Below are 16,883 nucleotides of genomic sequence, written 5' to 3' on the forward strand. Positions count from 1 at the left end.
CGGGAGCAGGCTGGTGGCATGAGTGATCCGAACGGGCTGATCCAACCGGGGCGCACCGCACCCGGTTTCACCCTGCCGGCCACCCCGGACGGGGCCCTGCTGGGGCCCGAGCAGTTCCGTGGCCAGCCGGTCGTGCTCGCCTTCTACCCCGCCGACTGGAGCCCGGTCTGCGGTGACCAGATGTCGCTCTACCAGTCGGCGGCACCCGTCTTCGCCCAGTACCGGGCGGTGGTGCTCGGCCTGTCGGTGGACGGCATCTGGTCACACCGGGCGTTCGCGGAGAGCCGTGGCATCGAGTTCCCCCTGCTGGCCGACTTCGAGCCCAAGGGCGAGGTGGCCCGCAGCTACGGCGCGTACATGCCCAACGGTGAGGCGGCCCGCGCGCTCGTGGTGCTGGACCCGGCGGGGAAGGTGACCTGGAGCTACCTGTCGCCGCCCGACGTCAACCCCGGCGCCGACGGGATCTTCGACGCGCTGGACCAACTCGCCGCCGATCGGAAGGTGATGACCCGATGAGCACGCCACTGCAGGTCACCGCCCGACTTCGAGACCCGGTGACCACCGACGACCACATCCGGGGGCCGGCCGACGCGGCGGTGACCATCGTCGAGTACGGCGACTTCCAGTGCCAGTTCTGCGGTGCCGCGTACCCGAACCTGCACGAGTTGCTGCGGCAGCGGGCCGACACCGTACGGCTGGTCTACCGCTACTTCCCGATCGCCAACGTGCACCCGTACGCCGAACGGGCCGCCGAGACGGCCGAGGCCGCCGGGGTCCGGGGCCGGTTCTGGGAGATGCACGACTGGCTCTACGAGCATCAGGACCAGCTCGACCCGGTGCACCTCTCGCTCGGCGTCGAGCAGGTCGGCCTGCCGCCGGACGAGTTGAACGCCGAGGTGGAGAACCGTGCGCACGCGGACCGGGTGCGTCGGGACTTCGTGGGGGGCATCCGCAGCGGGGTGAACGGCACCCCGACCCTGTTCGTGAACGGCATCAGGCACGACGGCGGGTACGACCTGCCCGACCTGCTGACGGCAGCGGATGCCGCCGCCAACGCCTGACCCGCTCAGATCAGACGCAGCTCGCGCGCCCGCCGGACCGCCTCGCGTCGGCGGGTCGCGTCGAGTTTCCGGTAGATGTTGCGGACGTGGGTCTTGACGGTGTTGACCGAGAGGGACAACTCGGCGGCGATCTCCACGTTGGACAGGATGCTCTGCAGGTAGCGCAGGATGGTCAGCTCCCGTTCGGTGAGCGGCTCGTCGAGCGCGCCCCCCGGCCCGGCGGTCGGCCCGACGGCGCCCTGTCCCGCGCCCCGCACCAGGTCACTGACCAGCGTGAAGTGCGCGGTGCCCGCGTCCAGGTGCGCGGCAAGCAGGTCCCGCACCGGTGGTTCGGCGCGGGTGAAGACCCTGCGGCAGCCCTGCGGGCCGGCCAGGCTCAGCGTCTGCTCCAGGATCCGACCCGCCCGACGCCCGTCCCCGGCGCGCTGGGCCAGCACCGCGTCGAGCAGGCCGGCGTCCAGGCGTACCGGTAGCGGCCAGGACGTGGCGGCCGGCGCCTGCCAGTCCGGCAGGGTCCGCTCGGCGACGGCGGCGTCACCGGCCCGCAGCTGCACCTTCGCCAACGTCACGGCGAGCACCGGGTCGGCACCCTCGTCGGTGGCGTCGGCCAGCAGGTCGCGGGCGGAGTCCAGGTCGCCCCGCGCAGCCCGCAGTTCGGCCTCGGCGGCCCGCAACAGGCCAGTCAGCTCGTCGGCGGACGGCCGGTCGGCCAGCGCCTCCCGGGCCTGGACGAGCAGCCGCTGGCCGGTCGCCGGGTCGCCGGAGTCGCGGCCCAGCTGTGCCCGGCACAGCGCGGCCACCGCCGCCGCCACCGGCTCGTCGGAGGCGGCGGCGGCGAGCCAGTCGCCGCCCAGGGAGGGGTCGCCGGCCCAGCCGTGCGTGACGTCGAGCGCCCCGACGGCGAGGGCGAGGTTCGCGGCGGCCTCCTCGGGCTGGTCGCGCAGTAGCGCCACCAGGGCGAGAGCCAGGTACGCGTGGCCGCAGTCGAGCCGACAGGACCAGCCCCGACAGGGCGGCATGCCGAGCGCCTCCCTGGCCGCCTGCTCGGCTGCCCGCAGCTCACCGCGCACCGCGAGCAGCAGCGCGGCGCGGCTTGCGGCGACCAGCTCGGTGCGCGGCCGGCCGGCTTCCCGCGCGGCCGCCCGGGCCCGCACGAACCGGGCGGTGGGCAGCGCCCCGTCGGCCAACTCGACCAGCCCCAGCGCGGTACCGGTGAACGCCCGCAGGTCCAGGTCGTCGGCGGCGCCGCCGCCACCGGCCGTCGGGGCGGAACTGGAAACCCCCGTCGGCAGCCGGGTCGGCGTGGCTTCCGCCGGGCGGGTGCGCAGCAGGCGAGCGGCGGCGGCCCGGGCCTCGGTACGGTCGTCGGCGAGCCGGGCCACTGTCAGCTCCAGTGCGGTGACCAACCGCAGAAACCGGTCCCGGCGCGGCACCGGCAGCCCTGCGGCGTGACCGGCGGCGGCCCGCAGGTGACCGGTGGCGGCCGGCAGGTCACCGGCGTACGCGCGCTCGGCGGCGCAGGCCAGCGCCACCTCCGGGTCGGCCCTGATCACCTCCGCCGGTGGCGGGGTGGGTGCCAGGGCGTGCACCGGGTCCCGGTCGTAGCGGGTCAGCTCCGGCCAGTGCGCGACGAACAGGTCACCGGCCAGGTCCCAGCGGCCGGCGGCCAGGGCATGCCGGAGAGCGTCGGCGGGCCGCCCGTCACCCGCGTACCAGTTGGCGGCCCGGACGTGCAGGTCGCGTAGCTCGTCGACGGGCAACCGGGCGAGGTCGGCGCGGAGCAGCTCGGCGAGCAGGGAGTCGTACCGGTACCAGGGCGGCCGGGTGTCCTCCCGGTGCAGCAGACCGCCGGTCCCGGCCAGGTCGGCCAGCACCTGCCCGGCGTCGGCGCGGTCGGTCAGCGCCTCGGCCAGGTCGGCGCAGACGGTGTCGACGACTGCGGTACGGCGCAGCAGCTCCTCCTCGGCCGGGTCGAGCGTCGCCAGCACCTCCTCGCGCAGGTAACCGGCGATCTCCGGGTGGTCTCCGCCGAACTGCCCCACCCAGCGTTCCGGGTCGGACTGTCCGCGTACCGCGAGGGCGGCGATGCGCAGCGCGGCCGGCCAGCCGCCGGTGCGCTCCCGCAGCCGGCGCACCGCGGTCGCCGGCAGCGCGGCGGCGTGGGCGGTGAGCAGGTCGGCCACCTCGTCGTCGGTGAACGCCAGCTCGTCCGGGCCGATCTCGGTCAGCTCGCCGGCGAGACGAAGCCGGTGCAGTGGGAGGTGCAGTCCGGCCCGCGCGCCGATCACCAGACGGAGCCGCCGCCCGGCATGCCGCAGCAGGAACTCCAGGCCGGTCAACGCCGCCGGGTCGGCGACCCGGTGCAGGTCGTCCAGGATCAGCAGCACCGGCCGGTCGGCGGCGGCGAGCATGGCGGCCAGCGCCTCCAGTTGGTCGGGGCGGGGCGGCCGGTCGGGCACCGGGCCGCCCTCCGTCGCCCCGGTCGCCGAACGCAGCGCCGCGGCGAGGTAAGCCCAGAGCCGGTCGGAGTCGTCGCCGGCCTCCACCGACATCCACGCCGAGACCGGGACGTCAGCCGACGAGACCGACAGGTCACCGGAGTCCGGCACCATCCCGCCCGGCTCTACGTCGGGCGGCGCGCCGCCCAGCCGTGTCCAGGACGCGAGCAGGGTGGTCTTGCCCCAGCCAGCGGGAGCGGCGACCAGGGTGACCGGTCCCGCGCTGCCCTCGTCCAACCGGCGCAGCAGGCGGGGCCGGGCGACCACCGGCTCCGGCGGCACGGCCGGCGTCAGCCGGGACGCCAACAGCGGTGGCCCCGATGCCGGTTCGACCCGTACGTGATCCTGTTCCGGCACCCAGCCCCACCCCCACCACGCGCTCCGCCCCCGGTCGGCGAGCGGTTACCCGGCACGGGCCGGTTCACCCCTTCCGGGCGAGCGCGCTTCACCCGGGTGCGACCGACGATCGGGGGACGTGAACCGGGAGGACGGGTGGTACCGATGGGACGGCTGGCGCGGGCGGGATCCGCACTCGGTGGGGCGGCGCTGGCCGGGGCGGCGCGGCTGCTGCGCGTACCCCGTCGGGGTGGCCGGCCTGGCGCGGACGGTGACGCCGCGGCGCGTGGCCGGCACGGCGCGGACGGCGACGCCGCAGCGTCGGCCCGGTGGGAGGTGGTGACCGTCGACCGGCCGCCGGAGCAGGTGCTGCCGGAGGGCCGCTGGCCGGAGCCGCTGCGTCGCCTGGACGGGGCGGTCGAGGTGCGGGTGCGCCCGGCGCCCGGTGACCGGGGCACCGAACTGGCCGCCCGACCGCTGGCCGGCGTCACCCCGCCCACCGGGCTCGCCGCGCACGTCGTCGGCGACGACCCGGGTCTGCTGGTCCGCCGGACCCTGCGCCAGATCAAGCAACGGGTGGAGACCGGTGAGGTGCTCCGCGCGGACCGCTCGGCGCTGGACCGCCCCGGGGTCCCCGGGTGAGAGCGCTCTGTTGGGTGGCAGCCGACGAACTGGCCGTACGCGAGGTCCCCGACCCGGAGCTACGCAACGAGCGTGACGTCATCGTCCGGGTTCGGCGCAGCGCCACCTGCGGCGGTGACCTGCCGCTGCTGGCCGGCCGGCACCCGCTGCTGCGGCCCGGCGAGGTGCTCGGCGCGGAGTTCCTGGGCGAGGTGGTGGAGGTCGGCCCCGGGGTCCGCCGACACCGCGCCGGAGACCGGGTGGTGGTCGGTGCGAGCGTGGCCTGCGGCGGCTGCTGGTACTGCCGTCAGGGCCTGCACTCCTGCTGCGACAACGCCCACGCCGACCTGCCCAGCGCCGACCCCGACTGGGCCCGCTCCGACGCAGGCTGTTTCGGCCGGCCCCGGGCGGCGGGCGGTTTCGCGGGCGGCCACGCCGAATACGTGCGGGTGCCGTACGCCGATGTGAGCGCCTTCCGGGTGCCGGACGCCGTCGCCGACGACCGGGCGGTGTTCGCGGCTGACGTGGCACCGACCGGGTGGCTCGCCGCCGAGTTGGGTGCGGTGCGTCCCGGCGACGTGGTGGCGATCTGGGGCGCCGGGGCGGTGGGTCAGGTGACCGCCCGGGCGGCGGTGCTGCGCGGAGCCGCCCGGGTGCTGGTCGTGGACCGGCACGAGCAGCGGTTGCGGATGGCCGAGCGGCACTCCGACGCCGAGCCGCTCGACTACCGCCACACCGACGTCGCGGCCGAACTGCGCGACCGAAGCGGTGGGCGCGGGCCGGACGTGTGCGTGGTGGCGGTCGGCACGCCGCCGGCCCGGTCGAGGGCCGACCGGTTCGGTGGCCAACACGCCGACCGACCGGACGCGCTGCGTGAGGCCGTGCACGCGTGCCGCAAGAGCGGTGTGGTGGTGGTGCTCGGCGCGACGGGCGGGTTCGTCGACGCGTTCCCGCTGGGCGCGCTGACCGAGCGGCGACTCACGCTTCGCGGGGCCGGTCGGCCGGATCTGCGGGACGTGCCGATGCTGCTGGACCGGATGGCCCGCGACGAGCTGCGGACCGAACACCTGGCCACCCACCGGCTGCCGTTGGCGCAGGGCCCCGAGGGGTACGCGCTGTTCCGGGACCGGGCCGACGGCTGCGTACGCGCCGTGTTCACGCCGTGACCGCCTCCTCGTGATCGCTGATCGGCGACCACGAATGGCAGACTCTGAGGATGACTGGCGAGCGAACGTACGACGTGGTGCTGTTCGGAGCGACCGGGTTCACCGGCGGCCTGACCGCCGAATACCTGGCCCGGCACGCGCCGGCCGAGCTGCGCTGGGCGTTGGCCGGGCGCAACCCGCAGCGCCTCGCCGCCGTGCGGGACCGGCTCGCCGCGATCGACCCGGGCCTGGCCGACCTGCCGCTGCTCACCGCCGACGTGACGGACGCCGAGTCCCTGCGGGCGGTGGCGGAGAGCGCCCGGGTGGTGGCCAGCACTGTCGGCCCGTACATCCACCACGGGGAGCCGCTGGTCGGGGCCTGCGCCCGGGCCGGCACCGACTACCTGGACATCACCGGCGAGCCGGAGTTCGTCGACCTCATGTACGTGCGTCACCACGCCGAGGCGACACGCACCGGCGCGCGGCTGGTGCACGCCTGCGGCTTCGACTCCGTTCCGCACGACCTGGGCGTCTGGTTCACCGTCAAGCAACTGCCCACCGACGTCCCGATCACAGTGGACGGGTACGTGCGCGCCGGCGGTCGGTTCTCCGCCGGCACCTACCACTCGGCGCTCACCGCGTTCTCCCGTACCGGGCAGGCCAGCCAGGCCGCCCGGGACCGTCGGGCGGTCGAGCCGCGCCCCACCGACCGGCGGGTCCGGGCGGTGCCCGGCCGGCTGGCCCGCTCGGCGGAGCTGGGCATCTGGACCGTGCCGCTGCCGACCATCGACCCGCAGGTGGTCCGCCGCTCGGCTGCGGCCCGCGCGGAGTACGGCCCGGACTTCCGCTACCGGCACTTCGCCGCCGTGAAGCGGCTGCCCACCGTGCTGGCCGGCGCGGCCGGGCTCGGCGCGCTGATCGGGCTGGTGAAGCTGCCGCCCAGCCGACGCTGGCTGCTCGGCCGGCTCGCGTCCGGGCAGGGGCCCACCGCGGAGCAGCGAGCGTCGTCCTGGTTCCGGGTCCGGTTCGTCGGCACCGGCGGCGGGCAGCGGGTGGTCACCGAGGTCGCCGGCGGTGACCCCGGCTACGACGAGACGGCGAAGATGCTCGCCGAGTCGGCGCTGTGCCTGGCGTTCGACGAGCTGCCGTCGACCGCCGGTCAGCTCACCCCGGTCGCCGCGATGGGTGACGCGCTGCTCGACCGGCTCGTCCGGGCCGGCCTCACCTTCCGGGTGCTCAACCGCTCGGCTTGACCCTCAACCGGGTCGAGGGGGCAGGATGCCCAGCGTGAGTGACCTGCACAGCATCGGCGAGCTGGCCCGAGCCAGCGGCCTGACCGTCAGCGCGCTGCGCTTCTACGACTCGGCGGGGGTGCTGGAGCCGACCCTGGTCGACCCGGTGACCGGCTACCGCTGGTACACCGAGGGGCAGATCGCGCCGGCCCGGCTGGTGGCCGGGCTGCGTCGGATCGGCATGCCGGTGCCGGAGATCGCCGCCGCGGTACGCGCCGAGCCGGCAGTGGTGCACCAACTGCTCGACGCGCACCTACGTCGGCTGGCCGACGGGCTCAGCGACGCCCGCCGCGAGGTCGACCGGCTCCGCGCCCTGGTGGACCCGGCCCCGCCGACCGCCACCACACTCCTGGTCACCCCCACCGCCCTGGCCGCAGCGCTCGACGCGGTGCGCTTCGCCGTCGGCGTCGATCCGGAGCTGCCGATGCTGGCCGGGGTGCTGTTCGACGTGGAGTCCGACGGCGTCCGGCTCGTCGCCACCGACCGGTACCGGCTCGCGCTGGCTCGGGCCGGGGCCGACGTCGACGGGCCGCCCGTGCGGGTGTTCCTGCCGGTCGCCCTCGTCGACCAGCTCCGGCCGCTGCTCGACACCGGCGACACCTGGCCGGTACGGCTGACGGTGGCGGGCATGGACCTGCGGGTGCGGGTTGCCGACCGCACGCTGACCGCCGCCGCCCTGCCGTACGACTTCCCGGACTACCACCGGCTGTTGCGTAAGTCCGTCGGTGAGCGGCCGACCGCGCGCCGGATCCCGGTGGACGTGGCCGCGCTTCGCGCCGCGCTGGCCGACCCGGCGGCACCCACTGTCGCCCTCGACCACGACGGCACGACCCGGCCGGTCACCGTGCTCGGCGTCGACGAGCAGGGCGGGCTGCGGCTGCTTCCCGCCGGCGACCTGGGCACCGACGCGCTGCGGGTCGGGGTGGACGGCGGTTACCTGCTGGACGCGCTGAACGCGGCCGGCGCGCCGCAACTGGTGCTGGAGCTGGATGGGCCGATCGCACCGCTGGCCGTACGCCGACCCGACGACGTCGACACCTACTCGGTGCTGATGCCGATCCGGCTGGAGAACCTCCCCGTCCCGGGCCGAGAGGGCCGCGACGGTAGCATCTGATGGTTCACCAGTGAACCCCGGACGGAGGCGTACGGAGCAGCATGCTCGACATGGAGTTGATCCGGAAGGATCGCGAGGCGGTGGCGACCGCGCTGGCGAAGCGTCTGGATCCCGCCGAGGTCACCCGTGCCCTGGACGAGATCCAGCGGCTCGACCAGGAACGCCGCGCCCTGATCACGGAGATCGACGCCGAGCGGCAGCGCCGCAAGGCCGAGGCCCGGGCGTACGCGCTGGCGAAGCGGGCCGGCGAGGAGCCGCAGGCCGCCGCACCGGAGGCGGAGCGTAAGCAGCTCGCCGAGCTGGAGTCCCAGCTGGACGAGGTGCAGGCCCGGCTGCGCGACGCGATGAGTGAGCTGCCCAACCTGCCCAGCGACGACGTGGTGGCCGGCGGCAAGGAAGCCAACCGGGTGGTGAAGACCTTCGGTGAGCCGCCGGCGATCGAGAAGGTCCGCGACCACGTGGAGCTGAGCCGCGCGTTGGGCCTGGTCGACTACGAGCGCGGGGTCAAGCTCGGTGGGTCCGGTTTCTGGATCTACACCGGGGTCGGCGCCCGGCTGGAGTGGGCGCTGCTCAACTACTTCGTCGACCAGCACATCAAGGCCGGCTACGAGTTCCTGCTCCCGCCGCACCTGCTGCTGGATTCGGCCGGCTTCGCCGCCGGGCAGTTCCCCAAGTTCTACGACGACGTCTACCACCTGGACTCGGCGTCCGCCCCGCGCGGGCAGTTCCTGCTGCCCACGTCGGAGACGGCGATCCTCGGCGCGTACCAGGACGAGATCCTGGAGACGCCGAAGCTGCCGCTGAAGGCGTTCGCGTACACCCCGTGCTACCGGCGGGAGTCCGCCGGCTCGCACTCGGACGAGCGCGGCACGGTGCGGGGGCACCAGTTCAACAAGGTGGAGATCTTCCAGTTCACCCTGCCGGAGCAGGCCGACGCGGCGCTGGAGGAGATGCTCGCCCACGCCGAGAGCCTGGTCGAAGGGCTGGGACTGCACTACCAGCGCACGCTGCTCTCGGCCGGTGACGCCAGCGCCTCGATGAAGAAGACCCTCGACATCGAGGTGTGGATGCCGAGCACTGGCAAGTACAAGGAGGTGTCGTCGGTCTCCTGGGCCGGCGACTACCAGGCGCGTCGGGCGGCCATCCGTTACCGCGAGCCGGGCGGCAAGCAGACCCGCTTCGTGCACACCCTCAACGGGTCGGCACTGGCCACCAGCCGGCTCTTCCCGGCCATCCTGGAGCAGAATCAGCAGGCCGACGGCAGTGTCCTGGTCCCCAAGGTCCTCCAGGACCGCCTGGGCACCGACCGTCTGACCCCCCTGCGCTAGCCGGCCCCCGAAGCGGTCGACGGCGGCGGGCCCGGTGCGTCCACACCGGCCCCGCCGCCGTGGTCAATCCCCACCGGGCCCTCATGGTTGATCATGAAGTTATTGCCCGTCGCCCCGGCGTGTCGCGGCGATAACTTCATGATCGACAAGGGCTGGGGTCGGGCGGTGGGCGCGCTTCACCAGGAGCGCGGCCAGGAGCAACGTGGCCAGTGCGGCCAGCAGCACCGCCGGGCCGATCCGGTCCAGGGCGTCGGCCAGGGCTCGCTGGACCTGGGCGGCCACCCGGACGACCGGGTCGTGCAGGGCGTCGCGGCGGCCGGCGGCGAGCCGTAGCTCGTACCAGCCGTACCAGGCGACGTAGCAGCCGGCGACCAGCAGCACCAGGCCACTGAGGCGGGGCACCAGCGCGCCGGCGACGCGCAGCCGGGCCACCAGGCCGTCGCGCACCAGCGCCACCCCGAGCGCGGCGACCGCGACCACCAGACCCATCCCGAGGGCGTACGCGCCGAACAGCGCCAACCCCTGACCGGTCGAGCCGGCCTGGAGGCTGGTCACCACGATGGCCAGGAACGGCGCGATGGCGCAGCCGAGTGACGCCAACGCGTACGCGGCGCCGAACAGCACCATCGACGGCCAGGAGCGGGTCAGCCGAGGTGCCCGGGCCGACCAGCCGGGGGCGGGCAGCCGCCGACCGGCGAGCAACCAGCAGCCGGCCACCACCAGCAGCACGCCGAGCGCCACTGTCAGCCACGGCAGCCGGGGTCGCAGCCAGCCGGCCAGCGGTGCCAGCGCCAGGCCGAACGCGCCGAACACCAGCACGTACCCCACTGTCAGCCCGGCCGCCGCGGTGAGCGCGCGGCCGACCGCGCCGCGGGTGTCCGACTTCCCGGCGACCAGCAGCGAGAGGTACGCGGGCAGCAACGCGAAGCCGCACGGGTTGACAGCGCCGAGCATGCCGGCGGTCAGCGCGAGCAGCAGTGTGGCGGTCACGCCCCGGCCAGTGCGGCGACCTTGGCGGTGAGCGCCTCACCGTCCAGGAAGCCGTGGTGCACGACAGCGCCGTTCCGGTCGATGACCACGAAGATGCTCTGCTCGGTCACCTTGAACCGCTTCCAGAGCGCGCCCTTGGTGTCCTCGATCTGCGTCGTCGCGCCGAGGTCGAACTCGGTGACGAACTCCTTCATGGCCTTCCGCTCGCCCAGCCCGGCGACGCCGACGATCGGCACGGCGTCGCGGTATCGGGGTTCGATCTCGGCCACCGTCCAGGCCTGGCTGGCGCAGGTGGCGCACCACGGCGCCCAGAACCACAGCACCACCGGTTTGCCGGCGAGCCGTGCCGCGTCGAACGCCGCCCCACCGAGCGTGGTCCCGGTGAAGCGCAGCACGTCCGGGACCTGCGCCGGAGCGGCCGGCGGCCCGCCGGTCGGCGTGGACGCTGCCCCGGTCGGTGTGGGTGGCGCCCCGGTCGTGGTGGACGAGGCATCGGTCGAGGCCGGGGCCGATCCGGCGGCGGCGGGCCCACCCGGCGCGGTGCCGGTGCAGGCGGCGACACCCAACAGGGCCACCACGAGCGCCCCGGCGGCAGCGGCCCGGCGCAACTGCCCGGCCCCTGTCCAGGCCATGCTGATCCGCATCCGTTTCTCCGTTCCGGTCCGGAAGGGACCCCTGGTGGGCCTGACGCTTCGCTATTCGGCCTTGGCGAGTCGGAGAGCCAACTCCGGGCAGACCTTGACCGCCTTCAGCGCGCCCTCGCGCAGCCAGGTCGGCACGGGGGTGGCCGGGAAGGCCGGATATCCGTTGGCGTCGAGCCGGATGAAGTCCGGTACGACGTGCGCGCAGAGGCCGTGCCCGTCGCAGCGGGACCAGTCCAGGGTGAGCTTCTGCGGATTCGCATCGGGTGCGCCCGGCAGCCCCATCATGCCCTTGACCCGCCGGCCACAGCCGTCGCCGGTGCTGTGCAGCCGCAGGTCCTCGACGAAGACCTCGATCGCGGAGAGCGCGAACCGGGCGGTGCCGTCGGGGTGACTGCACGCGCCCCGGCCCTTCACCTCGCCGGCGGCGGCGCGCACCACGTCCGCCGGTTGGCTGCCGGCCACGGCCAGGTCCACCGCGCGGGCCAGATCCGGCAGACCCATCTTGCACGGCCCGCACTGGCCGGCGGACTCGCCGGCCAGGTAGCGCACCACCTGGGCGGCCTCACCGAGCGGGCAGGTGTCGACGCCGAGCGGGACGATGATGCCCGCGCCGAGGGTGCCGCCGACAGCGGCCAGGCCCTTGCGGGAGACCTCTGCCTTCTCCGCCGCCTCCTGGGTGATCCACTTGCCGTGGTAGCCCCCCATGAGGATGCCCTGGACGTCCGGCACCTCGCACAGGTCGAGGACGTCGCGCAGCGGCATGCCGGCGGTGCACTCCACCACGGCCGGTCGGCCCGCCGCGCCGGTCACCGTGAGCAGCACGGTGCCCGGCTCGTCGTCGGTGCCGAGCGCCGCGTACTCGTACGGGCCCAGTCGGGCACCGATGGCGAGCTGGGCAAACGTCTCGGCGTTGGACAGCAGGGTGGGCAGACCGCTGACCCCGGAGTCGCTGGAGCGTTTCTTGGTGCCCGGCGGGATGTGCGGCAGCCCGTTGATGCCGTTGACGAGTGCGCCGCCCTCGCCGGAGATGAACCGGTGCGGCACTGTGACGATCGTCGTCTGCACCGGCATCCGGCGCTCGTCGAGCGCGTCCATCAGTGAGTCCCGGCCGACCCCGTCGTCCGCCACGCCGATCACGATCTCGTCGGCGTCCAGCGCGTACGCGGCCAGCGCGGCACCGTCCAGGATCAGGTGCGGGGCGCGGGTCAGCAGCACCTTGTCCTTCCAGCTGGCCGGCTCCCCCTCTGTGGCGTTGACGACCACCACGGCGGCCAGGTCCTGCCGCTCGCAGGACTCCAGCACCGCGCGCATCTTGCGGGCGAACGGGAACCCCGCCCCGCCCTTGCCCTTGAGCTGCATGCCCTCGGCGAGCTGCAGCAGCTGCGCGGGCTCCATCGGGCCGATCGGTCCGTGCACCTCCTCGTGCGCGCGCAGGTCGAGTCGGCCGTACTCGGCGAAGCCGGCGGTGAGCCGGGGCTCGCCCACACAGGCGACGGGTGGCACGGCGGTCCGCATCACTTCGCCTCACCCCGCAGCCCGGCCCAGTACGCCCCGTCCACCGCGTCGGCGCTGGCCTTGCGGCGCTTGGACTTGCCCTCGCCGGCTGCCCGCTTGGCGCGGCGGGACGCCAGGTCGACAAGGGTCGGGGTGTCGTCGACGGGCGGCGCCACCTCGTCCGGCACGTACCGGGCCGGCGGACGCCAGTAGTCCGGCTCCTCGGGCAGGTCGTCGTCGACGCTGTGCCGGCCGCTGCCGCTACGCGGCGCCGACGAGATCGGGCTGCTGGAGACCGGGCCGGCGGAGATCGGCTCGTCGGCCTGCCACCGGCGCGGGCTGTCCCAGGGCTCCTCGGGCTCGGCGAGGGCCGGCAGCGGCGGCGCCGAGTAACGGCTGCCGTCGTCCTCGGTGCGGGACCGGCGACGGGACCGCTCGGCGGCCGGCTCCTCGACGCGGCGCCGTCCGGTCGGCACGGCCTCGTCGCGGGTACGCGAGGCGCGCCGCCGGGTCACCGGCTCGACCTCCTCCTCGTCCCGTCGACGGGTGTCGGTCTCCTCCACGCTGCGGCGGGCCGACCGGCGGGTCGTCGACTCCTCCTCGGCACGTCGGCCGCGCGAGGACCGCTCGGTGTCGCGGCGGGCGGCCGGCTCCTCCTCCCGCCGACGACGGCTCGGCCGGGCCGGCTCGACGAGGGAACCGGGCTCGGGCACCACCGGGACGGTGAACCGTTCCGGGTCGCGCCGCGTGGCCGGCGCGGCCCAGGTGGCGGTGGTGGTGTCCGCCCAGGCGGGACGCTTCTCGGCGGCCTTCGGGCGTCGACCCAACCCGGCCAGGAGCGATCTGGCGGTCTTCGCCTCCTCGGCCCGGCCGATCATCACCGCGTTGCGCACCGCTGCCTGGTGCTGCTCGCGGCTGCGCCGACCGATGCTGACCGAGAACCGGACCAGCAGGGCCAGCACCACCAGCAGAATGCAGCCCAGGTAGCTGAACATCACCCAGGGCGCGGCGGCCCGACCGGCGTTGAGGCCGTGGAAGACAGCGAACGGCCAGGCCAGGTACGCGGTGGAGTGCAGCGTGCGCCACAGCCACTTCGGACCGACGCCGGCGAAGCGGGCGCGGATGATGCCGGTCCAGATCACGCTGACCATCAGCAGCGCCGCCACGGTGCCGAGCCCGATGTAGAGCCCACGGCCGCCGACGAACGGGACCAGCGCGTCGGTCGCCGCCGCCCGCCCGGTGGCGACCTTGGTGAGGACGTGGAAGCCGAGCCCGGCTACGCCCAGCACGCCGGTGGCCCGGTGCGCCGACTGCATCAGCACCCGGTGCGGGATGCGCAGCACCAGCCGGTCGGTGGCGAGCAGACCGAGCATCACGGTGAGGCTCAACGCCACCAGGGAGATGACCCCGGCGAAGAACTCGGTGAAGAAGAAGCCGTACGCGTACGCCGTCTGGCCAACGCCGGTCAGCATGATCGCCGCCCAGAGCGCGGCGAGCACCGACGCGATCAGCAGGGCGCTCGCCGACCGTGACGGGGCGCGCACCCCCCGACTGCTGGCGCTGGTCCGGACCGTCGCCGCCTTCTTGTCCTGCTCTGCCCGGGCCATCTGCTCCTCGATCGTCTCGCGGCGGCGCACCACCGGCCGACCCCTGCTCCCCCATCCAGTACGGGCCGGCGGGGCGCGCGGATCACCTGCGGAAGGAAATTTCTCGGCCGAAATCGAACCGAGGGGCGCGGCAGTGCGTTCCACCCGCTCCCACCCACCGATCAGGACAGTGACGAATGCCCATGCATTGACAGTCCTCGCAACACGCTTGTAACCTTTCAGCAATTTTCAGTCAGGCTTGCAAGATCCCGGCAAGCCGATAGCACTCCCCCACCGCACCACCACCCCCGCTCCCGCTCCCGCTCCCGTCAGGAGTCCCCATGCACCGACGTCGACGTGGTTCGACGCTCCTCGCCCTCGGCCTGCTCGTCAGCCTGCTCGTCCCCACCGCCGTGACGGCACCCCCGGCCGCCGCCGCCCCGTCCGGCGGCAAGAAGGTCATCGTCCAGCTCTTCGAGTGGAACTGGCCCTCGGTGGCCAGCGAGTGCCAGAGCACCCTCGGCCCGAAGGGCTACGGCTACGTGCAGGTCTCGCCCCCGCAGGAGCACGTGCGGGGCAACCAGTGGTGGCTGGCGTACCAGCCGGTCAGCTATCGGATCGAGTCCCGCAAGGGCACCCGGGCCCAGTTCCAGTCGATGGTGAACACCTGCCACGCGGCCGGGGTCAAGGTGATCGTCGACGCGGTGGTCAACCACATGTCCGGCCAGGACAACGGCGGCACCGGCTGGGCCGGCTCGTCCTACTCGCACTACGACTACCCGGGCATCTACCAGACCCAGGACTTCCACCACTGCGGGCGCAACGGCGGCGACGACATCGCCAACTACAACGACAGGTACGAGGTGCAGAACTGTGAACTGGTCAACCTCTCGGACCTGAAGACCGAGTCGGACTACGTCCGCACGAAGATCGCCTCGTACCTGAACGACCTGCTCTCGCTCGGCGTCGACGGTTTCCGGATGGACGCCAGCAAGCACATGCCGGCCGCCGACATCGCCGCCATCAGGGGCAAGCTGTCCCGCTCCGCGTACATCGTGCAGGAGGTCATCTACGGTGCCGGCGAGCCGGTCCAGCCGACCGAGTACACCGGCAACGGTGACGTGCACGAGTTCCGCTACGGCAAGGACCTGGCCCGGGTGTTCCGCTCCGAGCGGTTGGCGTACCTGCGCAACTTCGGCGAGGGCTGGGGGCACCTGCCCACCGGCCCGGCCTCGGTGTTCGTCGACAACCACGACACCCAGCGCGACTCCGGTGGGGTGCTGACCTACCGCGACCGGGGCATCTACGCGCTGGCGAACGCCTTCATGCTGGCCTGGCCGTACGGCTCTCCGACCGTCATGTCCAGCTACACCTTCAGCAACCGGGACGCCGGCCCACCGTCGGACGGCGCCAACAAGACGCTCAACGCCACCTGTTACTCCGGCTGGGAGTGCGAACACCGCTGGCCGGTGATCGCCAACATGGTCGGCTTCCGCAACGCCACCGAGGGTGCCGGCGTGGCCAACTGGTACGACAACGGCAACAACCACATCGCGTTCAGTCGCAGCGGCAAGGGCTTCCTCACCGTCAACGACGAGGACGCCGCGGTGAACGGCCGCTCCTACTACACGGGGTTGCCCGCCGGTCGGTACTGCGACGTCATCCACGGCACCTACGCGGGTGGGACGTGCAGCGGTCCGGTGATCACGGTGGACGGTAACGGCTGGTTCGCGGCGAACGTGCCGGCGCACGACGCTGTGGCCATCCACATCGGCGCGCGGGTCTGACGCGATCGGGGCCTCCGGACGGCGGGTCTCGCCGAACCGGGGGCCCCGAAGCATCCGCCACCATAGAGTGGTTTCGTGCCGTTTGACCGAAAGACTCCGTACCGCCGTCGCGGCGTCTGGGTGGCCGCCGCCATCGGCGTACCCGCGCTGCTGGTGACCGCGCTGCTGGTCGGCCAGGCCCTCACCCCGAGCTCGACGGCCCCCGACGACCGCGACGTGGTGGCAGCCGACCCCACTCCGAGCAGTGTGGAGCAGAGCCCGGAGGAGTCGATCCCCCCGGCCGCGCCCGCCCCGGACGGGCTGCCGGTGGTCGACTACGACCCCGCCCCCGGCGGGTTCCCCGCCGATCCGTTCACCATGGACGTCACACCGCTGGCCGACGGCGCGCACCCGACGAGACGGATCGCCGCGTACGACGCGCCCGGCGGTCGGCCGCGTGCCTTCCTCGAACCGACCATCCGCGGCGTCGAGCTGACAATGCCGATCGCCCAGCGGCGCGCCGGCTGGACGGCGGTCCTGCTGCCCTCGGCCAACCGCCGGCTCGCCTGGCTGCCGCCCGGCGGGTTCGAGACGGTGGCGCTGCGCGACCAGATCGTTGTGGAACGCAAGGTCCACCGGCTCACCTGGTACCGGGCCGGCAAGGCGGTGCGCTCCTGGGAGGTCAGCCTCGGCCAGTCGGGCCAGGAGACTCCACTGGGGCGGACCTTCGTCCTGGGCCGCACCCCACCGCCGGAGGAGGTCTACGGCGGGGTGGACATCTACGCCCTCGGGTCGGTGCCCGACGACCCCGAGTCGGTGCCGTCCGGGCTGCGCGGCGCGCACATCGGCGTGCACACCTGGCACAACGACGACGAGCTGGGCGAGAACACCACCAACGGCTGCATCCGGCTGACCCGCAGCGGTCAACGGGAACTGCTCGCCGAGGTCCGCCCCGGCAGCAGCGTCGTCGTCGTCGACCAACTGGCCGCCCCACCGCCGACCGCCTGA

14 protein-coding genes are annotated in these 16,883 nt (G+C 73.9%); 9 read left to right on the top strand and 5 right to left on the bottom strand.

All coding sequences use genetic code 11. The annotated features are described in order from the left end of the window. The first annotated feature begins 18 nt into the window (after positions 1 to 18). Together ACFYPG_RS29070 and ACFYPG_RS29075 are read left to right on the top strand one after the other, a co-directional pair. Positions 19 to 516 (top strand): redoxin domain-containing protein, encoded by a 498-nt coding sequence (locus tag ACFYPG_RS29070; protein WP_387354484.1) that lies wholly within the window; start codon positions 19 to 21, stop codon positions 514 to 516. Continuing rightward, positions 513 to 1,061, top strand: a complete 549-nt coding sequence (locus tag ACFYPG_RS29075) for a DsbA family protein (RefSeq protein WP_091409221.1) — start codon at positions 513 to 515, stop codon at positions 1,059 to 1,061. Before ACFYPG_RS29070 ends, ACFYPG_RS29075 begins: the two co-directional genes overlap by 4 nt. A gap of 5 nt (positions 1,062 to 1,066) precedes the next feature. On the opposite strand, the gene ACFYPG_RS29080 is transcribed toward ACFYPG_RS29075, so the two are convergent. Further along, a complete protein-coding gene (locus tag ACFYPG_RS29080) occupies positions 1,067 to 3,916 on the bottom strand; it encodes a LuxR C-terminal-related transcriptional regulator (protein WP_387354485.1) in 2,850 nt (949 codons plus the stop codon). Between the two features lie 144 nt (positions 3,917 to 4,060). On the opposite strand from ACFYPG_RS29080, the gene ACFYPG_RS29085 reads away from it, so the two are divergent. From ACFYPG_RS29085 to serS, 5 genes are read left to right on the top strand one after another with little or no spacing between them, the layout of a single operon-like run. Further along, positions 4,061 to 4,537 (top strand): hypothetical protein, encoded by a 477-nt coding sequence (locus tag ACFYPG_RS29085; RefSeq protein ID WP_387354486.1) that lies wholly within the window; start codon positions 4,061 to 4,063, stop codon positions 4,535 to 4,537. Next, a complete protein-coding gene (locus ACFYPG_RS29090) occupies positions 4,534 to 5,682 on the top strand; it encodes an alcohol dehydrogenase catalytic domain-containing protein (protein WP_387354487.1) in 1,149 nt (382 codons plus the stop codon). Before ACFYPG_RS29085 ends, ACFYPG_RS29090 begins: the two co-directional genes overlap by 4 nt. Positions 5,683 to 5,732: 50 nt before the next feature. Next, positions 5,733 to 6,914, top strand: a complete 1,182-nt coding sequence (locus tag ACFYPG_RS29095; RefSeq protein WP_387354488.1) for a saccharopine dehydrogenase family protein — start codon at positions 5,733 to 5,735, stop codon at positions 6,912 to 6,914. Positions 6,915 to 6,939: 25 nt separating this feature from the next. Further along, positions 6,940 to 8,067, top strand: coding sequence for a MerR family transcriptional regulator (locus ACFYPG_RS29100; protein ID WP_387354489.1), 1,128 nt, complete (start codon positions 6,940 to 6,942; stop codon positions 8,065 to 8,067). 41 nt (positions 8,068 to 8,108) lie between these two features. Beyond that, positions 8,109 to 9,395 carry a serine--tRNA ligase gene (serS, locus tag ACFYPG_RS29105; RefSeq protein ID WP_387354490.1) on the top strand — a complete coding sequence of 429 codons (1,287 nt, stop codon included), beginning with the start codon at positions 8,109 to 8,111 and terminating at the stop codon, positions 9,393 to 9,395. A 99-nt stretch (positions 9,396 to 9,494) separates the two neighbouring features. Here serS and ACFYPG_RS29110 read toward each other — a convergent pair whose 3' ends face one another. Genes ACFYPG_RS29110 through ACFYPG_RS29125 form a run of 4 tightly spaced genes read right to left on the bottom strand, consistent with a single transcriptional unit; the run spans position 9,495 to position 14,163 of the window. Further along, positions 9,495 to 10,385 carry a cytochrome c biogenesis CcdA family protein gene (locus ACFYPG_RS29110; RefSeq protein ID WP_387354491.1) on the bottom strand — a complete coding sequence of 297 codons (891 nt, stop codon included), beginning with the start codon at positions 10,383 to 10,385 and terminating at the stop codon, positions 9,495 to 9,497. After that, on the bottom strand, positions 10,382 to 11,029 hold the full coding sequence (locus ACFYPG_RS29115; RefSeq protein ID WP_387354492.1) for a TlpA family protein disulfide reductase: 648 nt from the start codon (positions 11,027 to 11,029) through the stop codon (positions 10,382 to 10,384). The genes ACFYPG_RS29110 and ACFYPG_RS29115 overlap by 4 nt, the downstream gene beginning before the upstream one ends. Positions 11,030 to 11,080: 51 nt before the next feature. Further along, the gene (locus ACFYPG_RS29120; protein ID WP_355008792.1) at positions 11,081 to 12,544 is read right to left on the bottom strand and encodes an NADH-ubiquinone oxidoreductase-F iron-sulfur binding region domain-containing protein; all 1,464 of its coding nucleotides are present in this window, start codon (positions 12,542 to 12,544) and stop codon (positions 11,081 to 11,083) included. Continuing rightward, positions 12,544 to 14,163, bottom strand: a complete 1,620-nt coding sequence (locus ACFYPG_RS29125; RefSeq protein WP_387354493.1) for a hypothetical protein — start codon at positions 14,161 to 14,163, stop codon at positions 12,544 to 12,546. The genes ACFYPG_RS29120 and ACFYPG_RS29125 overlap by 1 nt, the downstream gene beginning before the upstream one ends. A 287-nt stretch (positions 14,164 to 14,450) precedes the next feature. Here ACFYPG_RS29125 and ACFYPG_RS29130 point away from each other — a divergent pair, with 287 nt between their 5' ends. Together ACFYPG_RS29130 and ACFYPG_RS29135 are read left to right on the top strand one after the other, a co-directional pair. Beyond that, positions 14,451 to 15,896: an alpha-amylase family glycosyl hydrolase gene (locus ACFYPG_RS29130; RefSeq protein WP_387354494.1), complete on the top strand. Its 1,446-nt coding sequence runs from the start codon at positions 14,451 to 14,453 to the stop codon at positions 15,894 to 15,896. A 75-nt stretch (positions 15,897 to 15,971) separates the two neighbouring features. Next, positions 15,972 to 16,883 carry a L,D-transpeptidase gene (locus ACFYPG_RS29135; RefSeq protein WP_355008789.1) on the top strand — a complete coding sequence of 304 codons (912 nt, stop codon included), beginning with the start codon at positions 15,972 to 15,974 and terminating at the stop codon, positions 16,881 to 16,883.

Origin of the sequence: Micromonospora sp. NPDC005553, from assembly GCF_042871765.1 — a bacterium.
GTDB lineage: Bacteria > Actinomycetota > Actinomycetes > Mycobacteriales > Micromonosporaceae > Micromonospora.

Excerpts from the sequence above, each read along its gene's own strand:
- ACFYPG_RS29120 (WP_355008792.1), bottom strand. The coding sequence starts at position 12,544 with ATGCGGACCGCCGTGCCACCCGTCGCCTGTGTGGGCGAGCCCCGGCTC.
- serS (WP_387354490.1), top strand. The coding sequence starts at position 8,109 with ATGCTCGACATGGAGTTGATCCGGAAGGATCGCGAGGCGGTGGCGACC.
- ACFYPG_RS29115 (WP_387354492.1), bottom strand. The coding sequence starts at position 11,029 with ATGCGGATCAGCATGGCCTGGACAGGGGCCGGGCAGTTGCGCCGGGCC.
- ACFYPG_RS29085 (WP_387354486.1), top strand. The coding sequence starts at position 4,061 with ATGGGACGGCTGGCGCGGGCGGGATCCGCACTCGGTGGGGCGGCGCTG.
- ACFYPG_RS29095 (WP_387354488.1), top strand. The coding sequence starts at position 5,733 with ATGACTGGCGAGCGAACGTACGACGTGGTGCTGTTCGGAGCGACCGGG.
- ACFYPG_RS29070 (WP_387354484.1), top strand. The coding sequence starts at position 19 with ATGAGTGATCCGAACGGGCTGATCCAACCGGGGCGCACCGCACCCGGT.
- ACFYPG_RS29100 (WP_387354489.1), top strand. The coding sequence starts at position 6,940 with ATGCCCAGCGTGAGTGACCTGCACAGCATCGGCGAGCTGGCCCGAGCC.
- ACFYPG_RS29130 (WP_387354494.1), top strand. The coding sequence starts at position 14,451 with ATGCACCGACGTCGACGTGGTTCGACGCTCCTCGCCCTCGGCCTGCTC.
- ACFYPG_RS29075 (WP_091409221.1), top strand. The coding sequence starts at position 513 with ATGAGCACGCCACTGCAGGTCACCGCCCGACTTCGAGACCCGGTGACC.